The 19,303-nt window shown below is 41.5% G+C and carries 18 protein-coding genes; 13 read left to right on the top strand and 5 right to left on the bottom strand.

Going from position 1 to position 19,303, the window contains the following annotated elements; genetic code table 11:
• Positions 1-73 precede the first annotated feature (73 nt).
• The gene (gene glgP, locus AC59JO_RS08245; protein ID WP_497304619.1) at positions 74-1,726 is read right to left on the bottom strand and encodes an alpha-glucan family phosphorylase; all 1,653 of its coding nucleotides are present in this window, start codon (positions 1,724-1,726) and stop codon (positions 74-76) included.
• Between the two features lie 264 nt (positions 1,727-1,990).
• Between glgP and AC59JO_RS08240 the strand changes: the two genes are divergently transcribed.
• Entirely contained in the window at positions 1,991-2,374 is a 384-nt protein-coding gene (locus AC59JO_RS08240; protein ID WP_413667943.1) for a hypothetical protein, read from the top strand.
• A gap of 264 nt (positions 2,375-2,638) precedes the next feature.
• On the top strand, positions 2,639-5,140 hold the full coding sequence (locus tag AC59JO_RS08235; protein WP_497304617.1) for a cation-translocating P-type ATPase: 2,502 nt from the start codon (positions 2,639-2,641) through the stop codon (positions 5,138-5,140).
• Between the two features lie 136 nt (positions 5,141-5,276).
• Here the strand turns inward: AC59JO_RS08235 and AC59JO_RS08230 are convergent, their stop codons facing one another.
• Together AC59JO_RS08230 and AC59JO_RS08225 are read right to left on the bottom strand one after the other, a co-directional pair.
• The gene (locus AC59JO_RS08230) at positions 5,277-5,729 is read right to left on the bottom strand and encodes a pyridoxamine 5'-phosphate oxidase family protein (protein WP_413667945.1); all 453 of its coding nucleotides are present in this window, start codon (positions 5,727-5,729) and stop codon (positions 5,277-5,279) included.
• A gap of 137 nt (positions 5,730-5,866) precedes the next feature.
• Positions 5,867-6,136 carry a hypothetical protein gene (locus tag AC59JO_RS08225; RefSeq protein WP_413667946.1) on the bottom strand — a complete coding sequence of 90 codons (270 nt, stop codon included), beginning with the start codon at positions 6,134-6,136 and terminating at the stop codon, positions 5,867-5,869.
• A 310-nt stretch (positions 6,137-6,446) separates the two neighbouring features.
• Here AC59JO_RS08225 and AC59JO_RS08220 point away from each other — a divergent pair, with 310 nt between their 5' ends.
• Genes AC59JO_RS08220 through AC59JO_RS08195 form a run of 6 tightly spaced genes read left to right on the top strand, consistent with a single transcriptional unit; the run spans position 6,447 to position 10,420 of the window.
• Positions 6,447-6,872: a QcrA and Rieske domain-containing protein gene (locus AC59JO_RS08220; RefSeq protein WP_413667947.1), complete on the top strand. Its 426-nt coding sequence runs from the start codon at positions 6,447-6,449 to the stop codon at positions 6,870-6,872.
• Positions 6,873-6,883: 11 nt separating this feature from the next.
• Entirely contained in the window at positions 6,884-7,321 is a 438-nt protein-coding gene (locus AC59JO_RS08215) for a thioredoxin family protein (RefSeq protein WP_497304614.1), read from the top strand.
• On the top strand, positions 7,308-8,255 hold the full coding sequence (locus AC59JO_RS08210; RefSeq protein WP_497304612.1) for an FAD:protein FMN transferase: 948 nt from the start codon (positions 7,308-7,310) through the stop codon (positions 8,253-8,255). Before AC59JO_RS08215 ends, AC59JO_RS08210 begins: the two co-directional genes overlap by 14 nt.
• Positions 8,256-8,258: 3 nt before the next feature.
• Complete coding sequence (locus AC59JO_RS08205) at positions 8,259-8,486, top strand: DUF4266 domain-containing protein (RefSeq protein ID WP_413667950.1); 228 nt, start codon at positions 8,259-8,261, stop codon at positions 8,484-8,486.
• Between the two features lie 14 nt (positions 8,487-8,500).
• Positions 8,501-9,724, top strand: a complete 1,224-nt coding sequence (locus AC59JO_RS08200; protein WP_497304610.1) for a DUF3570 domain-containing protein — start codon at positions 8,501-8,503, stop codon at positions 9,722-9,724.
• A gap of 6 nt (positions 9,725-9,730) precedes the next feature.
• Positions 9,731-10,420 carry a VIT1/CCC1 transporter family protein gene (locus tag AC59JO_RS08195; RefSeq protein WP_497304608.1) on the top strand — a complete coding sequence of 230 codons (690 nt, stop codon included), beginning with the start codon at positions 9,731-9,733 and terminating at the stop codon, positions 10,418-10,420.
• A gap of 3 nt (positions 10,421-10,423) precedes the next feature.
• On the opposite strand, the gene AC59JO_RS08190 is transcribed toward AC59JO_RS08195, so the two are convergent.
• Positions 10,424-11,086 (bottom strand): cytochrome b/b6 domain-containing protein, encoded by a 663-nt coding sequence (locus AC59JO_RS08190; protein ID WP_413667953.1) that lies wholly within the window; start codon positions 11,084-11,086, stop codon positions 10,424-10,426.
• Positions 11,087-11,224: 138 nt separating this feature from the next.
• Here AC59JO_RS08190 and AC59JO_RS08185 point away from each other — a divergent pair, with 138 nt between their 5' ends.
• The 3 genes from AC59JO_RS08185 (at position 11,225) to mgtA (ending at position 15,898) form a co-directional block, all read left to right on the top strand.
• A complete protein-coding gene (locus AC59JO_RS08185) occupies positions 11,225-11,899 on the top strand; it encodes a response regulator transcription factor (protein ID WP_413667954.1) in 675 nt (224 codons plus the stop codon).
• A complete protein-coding gene (locus AC59JO_RS08180) occupies positions 11,899-13,149 on the top strand; it encodes a sensor histidine kinase (protein ID WP_497304605.1) in 1,251 nt (416 codons plus the stop codon). Before AC59JO_RS08185 ends, AC59JO_RS08180 begins: the two co-directional genes overlap by 1 nt.
• A gap of 211 nt (positions 13,150-13,360) precedes the next feature.
• Entirely contained in the window at positions 13,361-15,898 is a 2,538-nt protein-coding gene (gene mgtA / locus AC59JO_RS08175; protein ID WP_497304603.1) for a magnesium-translocating P-type ATPase, read from the top strand.
• A gap of 93 nt (positions 15,899-15,991) precedes the next feature.
• Here mgtA and AC59JO_RS08170 read toward each other — a convergent pair whose 3' ends face one another.
• Positions 15,992-16,867, bottom strand: a complete 876-nt coding sequence (locus AC59JO_RS08170; RefSeq protein ID WP_497304601.1) for a universal stress protein — start codon at positions 16,865-16,867, stop codon at positions 15,992-15,994.
• Positions 16,868-17,019: 152 nt separating this feature from the next.
• On the opposite strand from AC59JO_RS08170, the gene AC59JO_RS08165 reads away from it, so the two are divergent.
• Positions 17,020-17,844 (top strand): universal stress protein, encoded by an 825-nt coding sequence (locus tag AC59JO_RS08165; protein ID WP_497304599.1) that lies wholly within the window; start codon positions 17,020-17,022, stop codon positions 17,842-17,844.
• Positions 17,845-17,955: 111 nt separating this feature from the next.
• On the top strand, positions 17,956-19,299 hold the full coding sequence (locus AC59JO_RS08160; protein WP_413667959.1) for a L,D-transpeptidase scaffold domain-containing protein: 1,344 nt from the start codon (positions 17,956-17,958) through the stop codon (positions 19,297-19,299).
• The last annotated feature ends 4 nt before the right edge of the window (positions 19,300-19,303 follow it).

Here is a 19,303-nt window from a genome sequence, read left to right as displayed (position 1 = left end):
GAGTATTTCGGTTTTATTTATTAAGCATCGAAACAGCCGACGTCAAAATATAATTTATTGCATCGCTGATAGTTTATGAACTGTACATTTTCATGTAGTATTCATCAGCCATCCTTGCCGATTCAAAGGCTGGGAATATATCTTTTGCTGCTTGCTTCATGAAAGATAGCCATTGATCCTGGTTGCGATAATACATGGGCATTATTACGTTTTCTAACAAGTCCATCAGGTTCCGGTTTTCCAGAATATCTTTTTCTTCTTCTGATATCGTACCAGGCGCGGGCCTGATCAGGAAACAATTATTCATTTCACGGGCAAATTCGGGAACCCAGCCATCAGGCATCGAAAGGTTTATACTTCCGTTCATGGCCGCCGTCATACCGCTTGTGCCTGATGCTTCATGATAAAGTTTCGGGTTATTCAGCCACACATCCGATCCTTTTTTTAACATAGCCGATAGCGCAAGCTCATAGCCTGTCAACACCGCGCAGCACTTAAAAGGCTTGGTTTTAACCATGATCTGGTTAAATTGATCTATGGAATCCTTATCTTCGGGATAAGGTTTACCTGCCCAGATCAACTGTACAGGGTAATCGCTTTGTTCGAGCAAATGTGTAAAACGTTCCCAGTCTTTCATGATGAGGCCAGCCCGTTTATAGCCTGCAAAACGTCGCGCCCAAACAATGGTTAGTATGTTTTCGTCAAAAAGTTTACCGCATTGATCGGCTACGGCTTTGAACATGCTTCTTTTCATTTCTTTTTTCCAGGCTATGATGCGGTCATCATTATTATCAGCAAAGGCCGCGTTAAGATCAGTGTCGCTCCAGTAAGCCTTGTTTTGCGCGTTGGTAATAGAAGTGATTTCACAGATGCCTGGGTTTTTACCCCACATTTGCCTGGCGACTTCGCCGTGAAGCTTTGAAACTCCGTTGGCTTTTCCGGAAAATTTAAGTGCTGCTAATGTATAATTTAACTGATCGCCTTCCATGCCCAGCATTGCCCTTACCTCGGTGCCCTGTAATTGATAAAAGAACGACATTTCTTTTAACAGTGCATAGCTATGTGATTCGTTACCGGCCATTTCGGGGGTATGGGTTGTAAATACCACTCGTTTTTTTATCTCTGCAAGGCTTTTAAATTTATCAAACAGGTAAAAGTTGAGGGGTAGGGAATGCCCCTCATTCATGTGGTAAATATCCGGTTCAAACCCTAAAAGGTCCAGTAAAGCAGCTCCACCAATGCCCAATATGATACTTTGCGCAATGCGGGTTGCTTCATTCGGGTCATACAGGCAATGAGTGATGGATCGCGAAAGCTCATCATTTTCGTCAATATCGGTGCTAAGCAGGATTAATGGGGCTGTTCCGAACGTTTCAGGCGGCAGTAAATAAGCTTTAACATGTACCGGGGCGTCATGAACGGATACCTGGAAAACAATGCATAAGTCTTTCAGAAAAGCATATTCTTTCCGGATAAATTCTGCTTTCATCAAACCTTCACTATCTCTTACCTGGTCATAATAACCATATTTCCATAAAATACCTATCCCAATCAGGTTTTGCTTTAACTCATAGGCGCTACGCAAATGCGAACCTGATAAAAAGCCCAACCCTCCGCTGTAAATCTTCAGCGCCTGGTCAACAGCAAATTCCATAGAAAAATAGGCTACGTTGGTTTGATATTTTTTATCGGGCGTATAGCCGAAAATCTCGTCTTTGGTTATCATAAATAGTCGATTGGTGGCTTATTCTATAACAGGTGGCGCTATTGTTTGTGTTATCTGGTGCCGGGTATGAGTTTGCCTTAATTACTATGCTTAGGTTCAACAAAGTTAGGTTGTTGCTTCGCCCGCGAAATGATCGTTTCTCCTCAAATAAATGATATTGGTCATTTATTTGGTAAACAGTTGTTTAGTAATACATGATGAGTATCACCCTTGCAGCTGTTTGTAGTCATTCCGGCCATGGGCAGCGCGTTGCAATTTTGTATCATGAAAAATCATATCAATATCAAATACGTTAAAAACCTCAATAACGACGCTTTACGGGGCATTGTTTTTTATACACAGGAATTGGGTATCCTTCAGGAGAGGTTACAGGAAATAGCAGCAGATAATACCGCGCGAGAAGTGCAGGAAAAGGTTGAACATTTTCAAAATCAGTTCAGCATCCACCGGGATTATCTGACAAAGTTAAGGCAGGATATTCAAATCAATGATAAGGCAATCGAGGCCCAATTACTGGCTACCGATGCCGTGATCTCTGAAAGGACTGCAGCTGAGCATGCCGACATACATGAGAACTACATCACTGAGGAGAATATTTTTAACAACCTGCGACACGAATTTAACCGCTTCGCCGCACAATGGATGTAATCTAAGGAAATAAGAAGAAATAGGTGCAAACCTTGGTTTTTAAAAGGCATTTAAGGTTCTCCAAATGACGAGGATCACAAACAAAACTGATCATTGTCCTGTCCGGTCTTCAATATAGTAGATAGTTTTGTTATAACCGATGGATGGAATTTATTCCTGTTTCGGTAAATGATCCACGTCATGGGTTCAATACCGGTGACGGCGGCATTACGGAACCGGAGGTACCGGTTCCGTTTTTTTATTAAATACCCCCCCGCGTTGTCAATGACTAAAAATAATTTCCATATCCAGGGTTTGAGCCGGTTGGACGTTGCCGTTGCGCGGGAAAAATATGGTATTAATCGCCTTTCAATAGAAAAGAATAATGTTTTTTTTGCTGTTCTGAAAGACCTCGTGGCAGAGCCAATGGTTGTTTTACTATTGGCAACAGCCGTTATATATTTAATTAGAGGTCAGAACGGCGATGCAATATTTTTAGCGGTAGCCGTGATTTTGGTAGCCGGAATTTCTATTTTCCAAAACTCCAGGAGCAAGGCCGCCCTAAATAAATTAAAAGACTTTACACAGCCAAAGTGCAGGGTGGTTCGGGAAGGTTTGGTAACTGATATAAATAGCGACGAGCTTGTTGTAGGCGATAGCCTTATAGTCGAAGAAGGTATGTCTATCGCAGCAGATGGAAGGATCGTGCATTCCAATGATTTTTCTGTTAATGAAAGCACACTGACAGGAGAATCCCTTCCGGTTTTTAAGGATCCATTGTCTGTTGAACCCATCGTATTTCAGGGTACAACAGTAGTAAGCGGCCTTGCAGTGGTTTCTGTTTCTGCTGTAGGTGATCGGACCCAGCTTGGTAAAATTGGAAGGGGGCTGGAAGCAATCACGGTAGAAAAAACGCCGTTGGAATTACAGATCAACAATTTCGTAAAAAAGATGGTCATCATTGGCGTAATTGTTTTTGCGATTGTTTGGGCTATCAATTTTTTCCGCTCTGCTGATTGGCTGGCCAGCCTTACTAAAGCACTTACCCTGGCTATGAGCATTTTGCCGGAAGAAATCCCGGTTGCATTTACCACTTTCATGGCTTTGGGGGCCTGGCGATTGATGCAGATGGGAGTGGTGGTCAAAGAAATCAAAACCGTAGAAACCTTAGGCAGCGCATCGGTAATATGCACCGATAAAACAGGTACTCTTACTGAAAACAGGATGAGTCTTGCCAAATTATATTTAAGAGGGTCCAGGCAATTTTATGACGCCGTAGAGTTGACGGATGAAAAAAAAGTAAGGCAGTTGGTAGTATTGGCAATGTGGGCAAGCGAACCTATTCCTTTTGATCCGATGGAAGTGGCTTTACATGAAAACTATCAGAAAACCTGTGATATAGATGAGCGCCCCGGTTATCATATGGTTTATGAATATCCATTGGCTGGTAAGCCGCCAATGATGACACATATTTTTGAAAATAAAAGCGGCCACCGGATCATTGCGGCAAAAGGCGCGCCGGAGGCTTTGTTAGCGGTATCAGGATTAAATATTGAAGAAAAAAAAGTTATTGAAAGTGCGATCAGGAAACTATCGGCAGAAGGTTACCGGGTATTAGGCGTAGGGCGGGGACTTCTTGATGGCAATCAGTTTCCGCCTGTGCAGCAGGAAATCCAATTTGACTTTATTGGCCTGGTGGCTTTTTATGATCCACCAAAAAAGAACATAAAGGATGTACTGGAAGCTTTTTACAAGGCAGGCATCGTTGTGAAAATTATAACAGGCGATAATCCTTTCACCACCCAGGCAATTGCAAAGGAAATAGGTTTCCGCAACGGCAATGAAACCATCTCCGGCGACGCGTTACTCGCCTTGCCCGAAAAAGAGTTCGGGGAGAAGATAAAGCATGTCAATATTTTTAGCAGGATGTTCCCCGATGCAAAACTGAAGATTGTCAACACGTTAAAAGCCGCAGGCGAAATTGTTGCTATGACCGGCGATGGTGTTAATGACGGGCCCGCACTCAAGGCAGCGCATATTGGTATAGCCATGGGCACTAAAGGCACGGAAATAGCCAAAGATGCCGCTTCGCTGGTGCTTGTAAAAGATGATTTGTCAAAAATGGTTGACGCGATAGCCATGGGCCGGCGTATTTATACTAACCTTAAAAAGGCAATACAGTATATTATTTCAATTCATATACCTATCATTCTTACTGTATTTATTCCTTTAGCGTTTGGATGGATCTACCCTAATATGTTTTCCCCGGTTCATATTATATTTCTGGAACTGATTATGGGGCCGACATGTTCTATTGTTTACGAGAATGAGCCTATTGAAAAGAACACCATGCTTCGGCCTCCAAGACCTCTGGTCTCGACATTTTTCAATTGGAATGAGTTAGTGACCAGTGTTATTCAAGGATTAGTGATCACCGGGGTGACCTTGCTTATTTACCAATATGCAGTAAACGCAGGGTTTAGTGAGCAACTGACACGTACCATGGTTTTTAGTTGCCTGCTCTCCGCCAATATTTTCCTGACGCTGGTTAACCGTTCATTTTACTACTCGCTGTGGGTTACAATAAAGTATAAGAACCAGCTGATGTTTCCGATGCTTGGTTTTACCTTGCTGCTTGGGTTGGCGTTGCTTTATATCAGGCCATTAGCAATGTTCTTTGAATTTAAGTCTCCTTCTGCATTTCAGCTTGCAGTAAGTGCCGGCGCAGGTTCTCTTTCCGCCGGATGGTTTGAGGCATTGAAATGGGTTAAGAGAAAACGAGATTAGCGCGTCAATAGTTATGTGCTAATGATTTTGGGGATACTCCTGATCGGAGCAAATTAGGTTTTATTGACCATGAAAGAAACTATAAACAGTTACAATCAGCACGTATCTGCTCTTTATTTCGCACCCAACCGGATGATTAATTGTGCTCAAACCGACCGGTTGTTTTGTCAATTATTATTTTATAAACTATAAGGTCAATTTTATCTCCCAGGTCGTATTCACTTTCGGTGATCCCATGGGAGGGATGGCCAGAAGGCTGTTCAACCAATGGCATGATCCGGTGAATTAGCGCCTGCATAGCTCGTTCCTGTTCTCCAATTTCGGTAATCTCTTCAAATTTTCCCCAGGCGATGACACTTTTCCAGCTAAAGATGTTTTTTATTTCGTCCACCTCAAAACAAACTTCAGGGTTTTGCCGCATCATCTCGATCTTTTTTCCCGGCCCTGAGTGCGCATAGATAACGCCGTTTTTATATACGTAATTAACAGGCACAATATAGGTAGTACCGTTGGCGTGGCATCCCAGGCGGCCTGTAATTTGCCGGCTGAGCAAAGCTTCGATTTCCGGCTGTTCCAATTTTCCTAACATAGCTAAGAGCATTAAGTTTATCAAAACTAAACAAGCAGGGATTTAAATAAGATGTTCTTTGTCAGCGGGAGATATGATCTATATCACTCTTGTTGAATTGTTGCTGATATCAATTTTTTAACCGGTGCTTTGCCGCTCTAAGTTTTTGCGCGATACAGATACTTGTTATATCCGAATGAGATTTTTTCGATGAGGCCGGCCTCCACCAGTTTCTTCAACTTATTATTGAATGAGCTGTGTGAGATATCGAGCCCGATAGCTCGAACATCCAACCAGATAGATTCGGCATCCTTGCTTTCTTTTGATGTTAACATGTGATTGATAATGTAGCCATTTATCAACTGCATTTGTTCCTGCGGTTTAGTAAGCCGTGACTTTGATGACCTGAAGGGATATTGGATACTCATTGTTTTATATACTCAATGATTTATAGGTTAGTTCCAGTAAGCCAAAATAGCTTTCAAATTTGAAGCAAATCTGTACCTGGCTTTAATAACCGTTTTTTAAGGGCTTCAAATTGTTAAATTCTGTTAAACAATACGCATTTCATCTCAACTACAGAATGTTGCAATATTCTTGTTGAAAAAAGAAGAATGCAGATAACTATGCTACGTTGTTTACCGACACAAAATAGCCGTTTGTCCGCACATTGTTTGAAATACCTAATTGCTAATTAAATTTAAAGGAAACTTATTTATATACCCCGATCTTAAATTTATGGACAGAAAAGAATTTCTTTCAACGATTGGAATTACGGCCGCTTCATTTGCGTTGATCAATTGCATCGGATGCAGTAAAAAATCAGATAGCGCATCCGGCAGTATTACCGGGCCGACGGGCGTTGATTTTACACTTGATCTCAGCCTTTCGGCAAATTCGGCTTTACTGAGCAATGGTGGTTACCTCGCTTCAAACGGCGTAATTGTAGCAAAGACTACGGCCGGCGCTTACATTGCTGTTCAGCAATCCTGCACGCACGAAAGTTACCCACTCATTTATCAGGGTAGTAGTCAGCAGTTTTATTGTAATAACCATGGCTCCGCGTTTACTGAGGCCGGAGTGGTTAAAAATTCGCCGGCAAACCGTAACCTAACTGTTTATAAAACAACTCTAACAGGTACATCTTTGAGGGTATTCTCTTAAAAAACGTTAAAATGAAATTACTGATTTTTACATTTTTTTTATTTGTGGCTAAGCCGGTTACCTGGCTTGGCGATTTCAGCAAGGCCCAGGCCGAAGCTTCTGCATCACATAAACTGATTGTTATAAACTTTTCCGGTTCGGACTGGTGCGGCCCCTGTATCCGGTTACGAAAAGAGATACTGGAATCGGATAAATTCAATGATTTTGCCGCTGATAAACTTGTTTTGGTAAGGGCTGATTTTCCACGGCAAAAGAAAAACCAACTGAGTAAAGAGCAGGTGAAACTGAACGAGGCACTTGCCGACAAATACAACCCCGATGGTAAATTTCCGTTTACACTGCTTGTTGATGAGCATGGTAAAGTGTTAACAGAGTGGGACGGGTATCCAAATGAATCCACCGATCAGTTTATTGACCAGATCAAAGCCTTTACAAATGATAGCCATTGAAATTGCGCCAACCGTTTACAAACGCGTTCTGAAATTGATGGGCAACCGCTTTGAAATAAGCGTAGTAAGCGATGATGAGAACTGGGCGTCAGGTCGTATCGATTTGGCTGTAGCAGAAATAAGCCGGATAGAAAAATTACTCACCACCTTTAGCGACGATAGCCAAACCAACCAGATTAATGCTGCTGCCGGCATAAAGCCGGTAAAAGTGGATCAGGAGGTTTTTCAGCTTATTCAACGCTCGCTCAAAATATCCGCGCTTACGCAGGGGGCATTTGATATTACCTACGGATCAATTGATAAAAGCCTTTGGAACTTTGATGTAAACATGAAAAGTTTGCCTGATGCTGAAACCGCGCGTAATGCTGTTCGATTGATCAATTACAAAAACGTGATCATGGATCCTGAACACCTGACAGTTATGCTCAAAGAAAAAGGTATGCGCATAGGTTTTGGCGGGATAGGAAAGGGATATGCTGCCGACCGGGCAAAAGCCATTTTACAGCAAAACGACGTAAACAGTGGCATAGTAAATGCAGCCGGCGACCTAACCACCTGGGGAACACAGCCCAACGGCAAGCCATGGACTATAGCTATAGCCGATCCAAACAGGCAATTGACCCCGTTTTCAACACTTAATATTAGCGATATGGCTATCGCTACATCCGGCAACTATGAAAAATATGCAGTTATAGGGGGTAAAAAATATTCCCATACCATCGATCCTAAAACGGGCTTGCCTGTAAGCGGGATTAAAAGTGTGAGCATTATTTGCCCAAGCGCGGAATTTGCCGATGCTATGGCCACACCGGTAACCGTAATGGGTATCAGGGTAGGACTTGATTTGGTAAATCAACTACAGCAACTTGCTTGTGTGATCATCGACGACAATAACCGCCTTTACACCTCCAGGAATATCAACGTTAAAAATTAATACATGAAAAAAATACCCCTGATTAAATTAATGCTGGTGAGTAGCTTGCCGGCGCTTTGTCTGTCATCTTGTATGTCGGTAAAGGCTTATCAGAAAAATCGCCTTAATGATGCGGAGATGGAACTGTCAGCCCGTAAATCTCAGAAGTTTGAGCAAAGTTTTCAATTATACCGTGAAGGCGGCTCAGGAGCAAATGGCGGTAAAAGCGGCGGTGGCTGCGGATGTAATTAAAACGGCGGCCGGAAATGAGAAAAATATATTTATGCGTTGCCGCTTTGTATTTAGGAATAGTTGCCGCGCATGCGCAAACTAAAACCTTACCCGTTAAAGATAGCAGCAATTACAAGGCACGTAAGCTTAAAATTGATGAAATTAACATCGTATCAGCTTATTACCACCAGGATGGCAACAACTCTGCTGTTACAGGCGGTATTGGTACCGAAAAGCTGACTGATTTTGCTAATACCTTTGATCTGCAATTATCAAAATATGGTGTAGGAGGAAGTAAGCACACTTTTACTTTTGAACTGGGTGTTGACCATTATACGTCGGCCTCTTCAGATAAGATCGATCCTTATAGCGTTTCTTCGGCGTCCAGGCAGGACACCCGTGTTTATCCCTCACTAAATTGGACGGTATCCAACGATAAAACGGGAAACGCATTTGGCTTAACCGGATCTTATTCACATGAGTTTGATTACCAGTCTTTCGGCGGAGGGATTAACCTAACCCGAGTATCAAAAGATAAAAACACGCAGTTTGATTTTAAGGGACAGGTGTTCCTTGATACCTGGAAAGTTATATTGCCGGTTGAGTTACGACCGCCGGGATATGGGTCAGGGTCAGATAGGGATGGACGGGGTAACGTGGACCATAGTCCCCGCAATTCATTTAGTACATCATTTTCAATTTCGCAGGTGCTGAGCACGCGTTTACAGGCTTTGTTTATTATCGAGCCGTCCTACCAGCATGGTTTATTGGCAACAAAATATCAACGTGATTATTTTACCGATGGATCTGAAAGGGTTGAAAACCTGCCGGGCAGCCGTTATAAACTTCCCATTGCGGTAAGGTTCAATTATTTCCTGGACGACCATTTTGTGATCAGAACGTTTTACAGATATTACATGGACAATTGGGGGATCCAGGCGCACACAGCCGAATTGGAGATACCCATAAAGCTAACCTCTTTTGTGTCGGTAAGTCCCTATTACCGGTATAATAATCAGCAGGGTACACGCTATTTTGCACCTTATGGGCAACATGATCCAACTGCTGTATATTATACCAGCGATTACGACCTGTCAACACTCCATAGTAATTTTGTTGGCGCCAATATCAGGTTATCACCGCCAACTGGTGTATTTGGATGGCAGCATTTCAATTCGCTGGAAATCAGGGCAGGACATTACATGCGCTCAACCGGCTTAAATTCAAATATTGTAACTTTAGCAATGAAGTTTAAATAAAGTTTTATGCATCGTGAGCATCATGTAACAAGTTCAGAAGCCATCAGGGATATCGTTATCGGTATGTCTGATGGTTTAACCGTGCCCTTTGCGCTTGCAGCCGGGCTAAGTGGGGCTGTAAGTTCGTCAACCCTGGTGGTTACTGCCGGTATTGCCGAAATAGTGGCCGGATCTATTGCCATGGGTTTGGGCGGATATCTTGCCGGGCGAACAGAAGTTGACCACTATCAATCTGAGTTGAAGCGCGAATATGATGAAGTTGAGCGTGTGCCCGACGAGGAGAAGGCAGAAGTAAAGAAAGTATTTGCAAGCTTCGGTCTTTCAAAGCATCTTCAGGATGAGATTGCAGATGAACTGGCGAAAGATAAGACCCAATGGGTTGAATTTATGATGCGTTATGAACTGGGCCTGGAAGAACCTGATGCAAACCGCGCTACACAAAGCGCCATTACTATAGGCATTTCCTATATCGTAGGTGGCATCATCCCGCTTTCACCCTATTTTATTATTCATGAAGCACAAGAGGCACTTTATTACTCATGTGGGGTAACGATAATTTGCTTATTTATTTTTGGCTATTTTAAAAGTAAAATGACCGGCCAGCCTGCGTTAAACGGCGCATTAAAAGTAGTAATTATTGGGGCTCTTGCCGCGGGGGCCGCATTTATTATGGCAAAGCTAATCACCGGAAAATAATGTTTATTTATTATTACCGCCATTTATCATGTCTGAAACAATGCCCTTGTCATCTTTCCTTTCAGCTAAAAATACGCCAGCCAAATGCACAAGTATAAATGCGATAATCAGGTACATGCAAAATCCGTGAACTTCTTTAACACTATGCCTGATAGATTTAAATGGTGCTAAAAGGTCTTCAAATGCCAGGAATAAACCCGTTAGGGCCATTATAATAAGTAAGATATAGAATAACGCATAAATGGCTTTCACTGTAAGCTCATGTTTGGCAAGTTCACGCTCTTTTTTGGTGGAATGAAACTGACGGTAAAGTTCTTTTATCCGGCGGATGAATTTTTGATCAGCTAGTTGAAAAAACTCCAGAATAAGCCTGAACAGCAATAGGCTGACTAATACATAACCAAACCAGGTATGTATGCTCCAAACGCTATCTCCGAGAGCGTGCGCAACTGAGCCCGACTGCTCGTCGGTTATGGTAGCTCCACCGGCCTTAAGCTGTGTTTTAATTATGTTTGATACAGTCCTTCTATCGGTAATAGTGGAATTGATCAAAACAGTAATTAATGAACCGCTGATAACGATTGTGTTTGCCCAATGCCAAAAGCGCAAAGGGGCCGAGTATACCCGATGGATAAGGCTCTCATGATTAGGTTGGATTATTGCCATAGTTTTTTGACTGAAACAGGATTTGTTATGTCCTCACTTAAAATGTTTGTAAATTAACTGATGATTTTGAAGCAAGTCTGTAGTTTGTGACACTTCAGCTTCTCTTCAGTTTCCATATTTAAATTTGATCAAAAAGCTTTGAAAATCCTGGTAATAGAAGACGAGCAAGGTTTACGCGAAAACATCACAAGTTATTTGAATGTAGATGGCAATATCTGTGAAAGCTGTAGCACATTAACTACGTCACTGCAAAAACTTTCTGACTATGACTATGACTGTGTTTTGCTCGATATTGGCTTGCCCGATGGAGAAGGGTTTGGCGTGCTTGAATACCTGAGCATCAAACAAAAAACCGAAGCTGTTTTGATCATCTCGGCCCGAAACTCGCTCGATGATAAATTAAAAGGGCTTAATATAGGCGCCGACGACTATCTTACAAAACCCTTTCATTTGGCGGAGTTAAAAGCCCGGTTGATGGCTGTGTACCGCCGAAAAGCTTTCAATACAAGTAATAAATTGGTTTTCAATGAAATTTCTGTTGATATGCAGGGACGCACAGTTGAAATTAATCAAACTCCAATTGTCCTGACCAGGAAAGAGTATGATATGTTACTTTATTTTATGGCCAATAAAGGAAAAGTTATCTCCAAAAATGCCATTGCCGAACACCTTTGGGGAGATGAAATGGATATGTACGATAGTTTTGATTTTATATACACGCATATAAAAAATCTCAGACGGAAAATTCTGGAGGCTGGCGGGAAGGATTATTTGACATCTATATACGGTATGGGTTATAAATTTACTGATTGATGAAGCTGGCGCAGCATTATACCAGGACGAGCGTTTACGTCACCCTGACTGTTTTAGTGATAGGAGCAGTTATTTACTACTTTGCCATAAATTACATTGGCACACAGCAACTTGACCGGGCGCTTCAGCAACAGCTAACTGAGGCAGAAGAGTATATCAGGAGCAATAATGGTAACCCACAGCAATATGACGTTGACCGTGATCATGCTGTGTTTGTTAAAACTAATAGACAACTGTTACTAAAGCGCTTTTTTGATACAACGTATTTTAATCCAAAAGAACAACGAAGCGAAGCAGGCAGGGCGGTAGAAGACCTGGTAAAACAAAAAGACAGTAACTACAAGGTTGTGATCACTGTTTCGCGGGCAGGGCAAAAAAATCTTATCGAGCTTATTTCTATCATTACGCTTGTATTGCTGGCTGGTTTACTTGCAGTACTTTTTGTCATCAATAAATACATGTTAAATGGTCTTTGGAAACCCTTTCAACTCACCCTAAATGAAATCAAAAAGTTTAATATCGCCGACGTTGACCAATTTAAAGGCAAACCAAGTAAAGTTGACGAGTTTACAGAGCTTAATGAAGCTATAAGGGAGATGTCTCTAAGGGTAACCCACGATTATCTTAATCTGAAACAATTCACCGAAAACGCATCACATGAAATGATGACCCCGCTGGCTGTTGTTACTACTAAACTGGATACCCTCATACAGGATGAAACATTAAGTGCAGATCAGTTGGGACAAATAGCAGACATTTACAGTTCGATAAATAAGTCCAGTCGGCTTAATCAGTCGTTATTGCTATTGGCCAAATTGGAAAATAAACTGGTTACTGAAGAGGAACCAATTAAACTTGAAATGATAATTGAAACTAAAATACTCCAGTTTCAGGAGCTTATTGAAAAAAAAGAACTTACCATCCGGTATACCCTGCACCACAAGCAGATAGTAGCCAGTAAATACCTGGTTGATATTTTGTTGAATAACCTTTTAAGCAATGCCATCCGGCACAACGTGCCGGGTGGATCTATAATAATTGATCTTAATTCCGATCAGCTATCTATAAGAAATACCGGGACAGCAAATACATTAAGCGGGCTGCAAATTTTTGAACGTTTTCAAAAAGGGAAGGACTCACAGGGTACCGGATTAGGCTTAACATTGGTTAAAAATATCTGCCAGTTATATGGCTATACTATTCAGTATGAGTACGAGCCCGGCTGGCATAAATTTGCCGTTTCTTTTTAAGCCTGTCGCTGTTTTGTCACGTTTTTTATACACAGGGATCAACTACAATTTTGCTTCAGGTTATCGTAATAGCTTAGCACGAATACAATTTGTATACGAGTTGATCAAATAATGACGCAGATCATTTGTTGTGTTGATGCGGGTCAACATAATATCCGGCGATATGGGCTTAATTTGACAGGTATTTCCAAAATCTCTTCGGCCAAAACCAATGGAACATAAAAACAATCAATTAAATACCTTCTGGCAGCTTACGCAAGATGACGCATTGCACTTGCTTGACACTACAGTTACAGGGCTTAGTTCATCGCAAGCTATTGAAAGGCTTAAACAACACGGTGCCAATACATTAAAAAAAGCAAGCAAATTCAACAATCTGGTATTGTTACTCTCTCAATTTAAAAGCCCTGTAACATTATTACTTATAGCCGCAGCATTACTGTCTGCCGGTTTAGGTGACATGGCCGATACTTTAATTATCATGGGTATAGTGCTTGTTAGCAGTATTTTGGGGTTTTGGCAGGAGAGGGGGGCTGCCGGCGCTGTTAATGAATTGTTGAAAATGGTTCAATTACATTGCACCGTACTGCGTGATGGCAAAAAAACAGAGCTTGAAGTAACTGGTGTAGTTCCGGGGGATGTTATCTGTCTGTCGGCCGGGGATATTGTGCCTGCAGATTGCCTGATCATTGAATCAGATGCCCTGTTTGTTGATGAAGCAGCATTTACCGGCGAAACCTATCCGGTTGAAAAAAATCCTGGTATTGAACGCGCTAACACACCTTTAGCCAGGCGCAACAATTGTCTTTTCATGGGCTCGAGTGTAGTGAGCGGCATCGGAAAAGCGCTAATAGTACAAACAGGGCGAAATACAGAATTTGGGAAAATATCAAATGATTTGTTATTGAAAGCGCCAGAAACCGATTTTGAAAGAGGGATAAGAAAATTTGGTTATATGCTAATGGAGATTACTCTTTTATTGGTGTTGGTGATCTTTGCGATAAACGTATTACTGCATAAACCGGTGCTTGATTCCTTTTTATTTTCGCTTGCTTTGGCTGTTGGACTTACCCCGCAGCTTCTACCTGCAATTATTACCGTTAATCTTTCATCAGGCGCCCGAATGATGGCCAAACAAGAGGTAATCGTAAAGCGCCTTAGCGCTATAGAAAATTTTGGCAGCATGAATATATTATGCTCTGATAAAACCGGCACTATTACCGAGGGAAAAGTTAATTTAAAAGATACACTTGATTTTAAGGGCGATCATAACGATAAAGTGTTTACCTATGCCTGGCTTAATGCCAGATCCCAGCAGGGTTTTGTAAACCACATAGATGTTGCTATTTGCTCAGCCGGTACCGGACAAAAAGACTTAGAACCCTTTTCTGTAATTACTGAAATTCCATATGATTTTATCCGTAAGCGGCTCACCGTACAATTGAAAAGCCAGGCTGCTAACCTGGCTATCACCAAGGGTGCGTTAAGTGTAATTCTTGATATCTGTAACCGGGTTGAAGTGTCCGAAGGTGTTATTGAAGATATAGGAGATCGTAAACAGGCGATGTTAGATCTTTATCACAAATTAAGCGATTTGGGGCTTCGAACGCTGGGGGTTGCCTATAAAGAAGTGGCCGATGACCAGGTTTTTACGAGGGATAATGAAAATAATATGGTATTCCTTGGATTTGTAACGCTGTTTGACCCACCCCGGGTGGGCATGCTTCAAACAATTGAAAAGTTGCAAAACCTTGGTATAAAGCTAAAAATAATTACGGGTGATAATGCGCCGGTGGCCCTTAATCTCGCGCAGCAAATCGGCTTTCAATCAGTTCGGATACTTACAGGTCAGCAAATGCGCAATATGAGTAATTCCGCACTCCGGCATAGCGCACCACTTACCGATATTTTTGCGGAGGTTGAACCAAGCCAAAAAGAGCGGATTATAAGCATACTAAAAAAAGCAGGGAATGTTGTTGGTTTTATGGGCGACGGAATAAATGACGCCCCCGCGCTGCATACTGCTGACGTAGGTATTTCTGTAAATTCTGCTGTTGACGTAGCTAAGGAGGCGGCCGACATAGTACTGTTGAACCAGGACCTCAATGTATTAATCAATGGTGTTACGGAAGGCCGTAAAACATTCACCAATACCATGAAGTATATTTTTATGGCTACCAGTGCCAATTTTGGCAATATGTTCAGTATGGCCGGTGCATCGTTGTTTTTACCATTTTTGCCATTGTTGCCAAAACAAATATTGCTCACTAATCTGTTAACCGATTTTCCTGAAATGACTATTTCTTCGGACAAGGTGGACGATATTAATGTTAAAACACCTCAACGCTGGGACCTACGCTTTATTCAGCGTTTCATGATTGTTTTTGGTTTACTGAGTTCGGTTTTTGATTACCTCACTTTTGCGGTGCTCATTTTTGTGCTGCACGCCAATGAAAAGGTTTTTCAAACCGGTTGGTTCACCGAATCGGTGATTTCAGCTATTTTGATTGTATTGGTAGTGCGTACACGTTTGTCATTTATGAAAAGCCTGCCGGGTAAATATTTATCATTGGTAACTACCGGCATAATGTTCCTGGTATTGGCTATTCCATTTTCACCCTTTGCAGCAATGTTTGGTTTTATAACACTATCATGGAAGTATTATGTGTTGATGATGGGCACAGTAATAGCGTACATCTTATCAGCGGAACTTGCGAAGCAATGGTTTTATAAACGAATTGCTAAGTAGATATTTGCATACCCCGTAGTTTTAAGCAGAAACAACTAAATTATTGGGCTGGCAGCGTTTAAAAGTATGCTGCCAGCTTACCCGATGATATAGTTAATTTACCCGGGCATTGAATATTAATATGGGCACATTTACATTTTTAGTCATTTCAAGCGTGTGGCTGCCCTTAAATAAACGTTTTATAAAACCCAAATGATGATGCACCATAGCCAACATACCCACATGCTCTTCTACGCAAAGTGTTGCAAGCTCATTTTCAATTTCTTTAGATCTCAGAATTTTGGTGCTCAATAAATCGTTTTTGTTTTTTAATGCCATGGTGTTCAATATTTCCTGCATAAATCGTTCATTGAGAGCGAAGTAATTATCGTGCTCGTCAACTGTTGTTAATAGTATTTCGGCATTAAGCGGTTCTATTAGTTTGTTTAATGATTCAATAGCCTCAATATCGTCTTTAGTTGATGTCAGATCGGTCGCGAACGCTATCCGCCTGATATCGTCAAACCCCGCGGCGGGAGGAACAAGCAACAGGGGAAGGTCCAGATTATTCACCATGCTTTTCATGTTGTTACCCTGCAAAAAGGTATTTAATCGGTCTTTATCATGCGTGCCTGCCACAACCATAGCAACATCATTGGTTGATGAAAGGAATTTTATTACGCTGCACAAATTGCCAAAAGAACTATTAACAGATATTTGAGGGCTAAACCCATTGTCTGTATTAAGAGTCTCCCGCCAGGTTTCCAATTGGCTTTTCAAAAGGTTTAGCATGTTGGTGCTTTCTTCGCTTAACATATCATATTCTTCAACCGGCCAGCCAACGGTGTAAGGACTTGGAATTTCTGAAGGCAACAGATAAGCGTTGCACAATAGTAAATTGGCTTTTAGGCTCATTGCAAGTTTTAATGCAAAATGTGCCGCGTGTGTTGCATTGGGGGAGAAATCGGTGAGTGCTATAACAGTTTTCATGATCCGGTAATTTTTAAGGTAAAAATGCGATACCCGCGGCAGGAAAAGCATGATGAAAATCATATAAATGATTGATAGTCATCAGTGAATGAGGTTTTGCAGATAGCTTATTTTGCTGATGTTACCCGGTTATTAACCTAAAATGCATTATTATGAAAACGATCCTTGTAATTGACGATGGTTCCGCATCAGCAAAACATGCGGCTCATTTTGCCCTTAGCATGGCTCAGCAGGCAGAAGCAAGTTTGGTGTTGGCACATGTTTATCCATTAAAACGGCCTGCGGCATCCAGAAAACTCCAGTTGGCCGGCCAAAATATACCCGAATATGATATTACTGAACCAACGCAAGATCTTTCGGCTCAACTCAAATTGGTAGCAACAGGTGCTTTTGTGCCCCCAATTGATGAATTTGACGCATTGCTTGATACTGAAGCTCAATTAATCTCTTACATCAATAAAAATAATATCTGGCTGGTAATAAAAGGGGGGACGAAACCTGAACCTTTTGACGCGGAAATAAAAATTCAGTCGGTTTTAAATAGGATCACATGCCCGTTGATGCTAATCCCTGAAAAATATGACAGGCAGGGTTTTAAACAAGTTATTTATATCGCTGACTTAAGGTATTGCCGGTTAAGTGTGCTGCATTACCTTGCGGCGCTGGCCCGGCCATATAAAGCCAATTTGTTGCTCACACATCTGTCGGCAAAAGGATTGCCCCATATTGAACAAAACTATGCGCTCAGCCTATTCAATGATGAAATAAGTACAAGGATTAATTACGAACAATTGCATTTTAATAATACGAAAGAACGTGATGTTACCCGGGCAGTTGACGTTATGGCACACACTATGAATGCCGATCTGCTGGCCGTTGTTCATCATCGTTTTCATTGCGAAGAATTGGCTGCAGAAAGCAAAGGTAGTTCTGTGCCTGTTCAGGTAACTATTCCGGTTATAATCTTTCCTTATTGAATTTCAGTTGGTTATGGTTTATCCGGGTGTTGAGGATCAATCAGATAAGTGACGGCTGTCACTAATTTAACAATTGGTGCGTTGCAACTTTACATTATAAAAAAAGATGTTATGAAAACAGGTGAGATGAATAACGCGGTTATTAACAGAGTTGTAATTTTTCTTTTTATCTCATGCGTTCTTACTGCTGCCAATGTTCAGGCCAGGGGCTTAGCAATTTTAAAAACCGATACTTCGGTAAAAGCGGAGATAACCAGGCAACTGAATGACAGGGCGGTAAATAGCGTGTTATATTTCCCTTTGTCAACAAAGCGTTTTTATCTTAAGCGTAATTTTGCACCTGTTTGGACATTAGAGCAAAAAGACCAGAATAAAACCTGGGCCGCCATGCTGCTGGTTGATTGTGTATTACAGTTTGGTTTAAGGCACGAGGATTATCACCCTAAAGACCTATTGTACCCACTACTTCACAAAATACTTGAACAGCCCGAAAAAATAAGTAACAGCCAAAAAGCCAGGTTTGAAATACTGCTTACAGATGCCATGCTTACCTTCATGAATAACCTGCATTTCGGCAAGTTAAACCCATATTATTCACCTGCAAAAATTGATAGGGAAACTGTAAATGGTTTCAATGGCAGCGATATTTTAGCTAACGCGCTCAACCAACCTGCCTTTATGGACGCGATAGTAAAAGTGCAGCCAGCTAATGAAGATTATAAGATTTTTCAGCATCAGTTACACATGATAAAAGGGGTTTATGAAGGCGATTGCTATGAAACACCTGAAGCCGACGTGAGGAAAATAGCCGTCAATATGGAAAGGCTGCGATGGGCCGAGATTAATGACAGTACTTATATCCAGATCAACATTCCAACTTATTCATTAAGACTGGTACGGCCGGATACGACAATTAACTTTAGAGTTATTGTGGGAAAACGTGCGACACCAACTCCATTAATGGTTAGCATGCTTACAGATTTTGCAACTTCGGCAGGACCTCGGATTATAAAAAGCGAGAGCCGGGATAAATTTAATTCCGGAGATTTTTCATTCAAAGCCGCAGCACCTAACGAAGGAAAAGGGGCATATATATACTTTATGCCAGGCAATAAAGCAGGTATTGAACTACAGGGAGTATCAGATAAAAGTTTATTCGGCAAAGGGGGAAGGGCAGCAAGTGACGGAGGTATAAAGATTGAGCGAGGGGAGGAGCTTGCAAAGCAATTACTAATAACAGGCGGTGATAAAAATGATATAAAATCAGTTCATCGCGCTTTGATGAACCGTGAAGTTAAGGTTTTCTCATTAAAAAAGCCCATCCCAATCAGGATCACCTACATTACGGCGGCTATTGTAAACGGCCAGATTGTTAAATACAATGACGTTTACAATTTGGACAGCACGTTTGAAAACATGCTTTATGATATTAAGCCTAACAATAAAACTAAATGATCAT

The organism is Mucilaginibacter sp. A5337 (assembly GCF_059690695.1).
The sequence above is the reverse complement of the archived record's forward strand: the minus strand, read 5'-3'. Positions and strand labels throughout refer to the sequence as shown.